Source organism: Streptomyces sp. YS-3 (assembly GCF_045257485.1).
Lineage (GTDB): Bacteria > Actinomycetota > Actinomycetes > Streptomycetales > Streptomycetaceae > Streptomyces.
The window spans coordinates 1-1,267 of sequence record NZ_JBJHPC010001021.1; the positions used below are offsets into that span (position 1 = coordinate 1).

A 1,267-nucleotide genomic window follows, 5' to 3' on the forward strand; every position below is an offset into this window, starting at 1 on the left:
CCTCCGGGGTCGGCAGGGGCGGCGACGACATGGCGGCACCGGTGTCGGACGTGCGCTCTGTCATGAAGGGCTCCCAGAACTCCCCGCGAAGGCCGAGACGGCCGTACCGCACGCAGCCTTACCCCGAGCGGAAAAGTACATAAACGTATATTGGGCGACACGGCGGGCATTTTCCCGTTACGCGGATAAAGCGCGTGTCGTTGGCAGCATGGCGGCGTGACACAAGTGACCGATCGCGGCCTGATGTTGCCGACGGCCCCGGGCCGCTCGTCCGTGCTGGCCACCTGCGCGCTGCGCGGGGTGATGGCGGCGGGGCTGGGCCTGGGCGCGCTCGCCGTGCTGGTGACGGTGGTGTGGATCAGCTCGCCGTACCCCGACAGCGGGCCCGGCGGCGCCCTGCGGGCGGCTGCCTCGCTGTGGCTGCTCGCCCATGGAACGCGGCTGGTCAGACCCGAGACGCTCAGCGGGGTGCCCGCGCCGGTGGGGATCGTGCCGCTGCTGCTGGTGGGCCTGCCGGTGTGGCTGGCACACCGGGCGGCGCGGGACGCGCTGGCGTACGGGGACGAGCAGGAGTACCAGGACCACCAGGACGACCAGGAGTACGGGGACGAGGCCGGGGCCGGGGCGGAGGAGGACGACGATGAGCCGGTGGTGCTGCCGCCGGCCTGGACCGCGTTCGCGGCGGTGAGCGGCGGATATCTGCTGGTGGGCGGGGCGGCGGTGCTGTACGCGTCCGACGGTCCGCTGCCCGCCGCGCCCCTGAGCGCCGCCCTGCATCTGCTGCTGGTGGTGTCGGGCGCGGTGGCGGCCGGGCTCTGGACCGCGCACGGCCGTCCGGGCGTTTCGCTGCCGCGCTGGGTGCCCGGGGCGGTGGGGCGGGTGCTGGTGGGTCGTCATGTGCATACGGCTGTACGAGCCGGGTCGGCCGGGACCGCCGTACTGCTGGCGGGCGGGGCGCTGCTCGCGGGGACGGCGCTGGTGTGGCACCTGGGTGCGGCCGAGGACACGTTCCAGCGCCTGGCGGAGGACTGGCCGGGACGGCTCGCGGTGGTGCTGCTGGCGCTGGCGCTGGTGCCGAACACGGCGGTGTGGGGTGCGGCGTACGGGCTGGGGCCCGGGTTCCTGCTCGGGGCGGGCGCGGTGGCGACGCCGCTCGGGGTGACGGGGACACCGGCGGTGCCGCACTTCCCGTTGCTGAGCGCCCTGCCGCAGGAACCGCACGGCAACTGGCTGACCTGGTCGGTGGCCGCGCTGCCGGTGCCGGCCG

1 protein-coding gene is annotated in these 1,267 nt (G+C 74.7%); it reads left to right on the forward strand.

The annotated features are described in order from the left end of the window. Positions 1 to 216 precede the first annotated feature (216 nt). Positions 217 to 1,267 (forward strand): DUF6350 family protein (locus ACJA3G_RS37200; protein WP_406557425.1); only part of this gene is annotated, 1,051 nt, incomplete at its 3' end.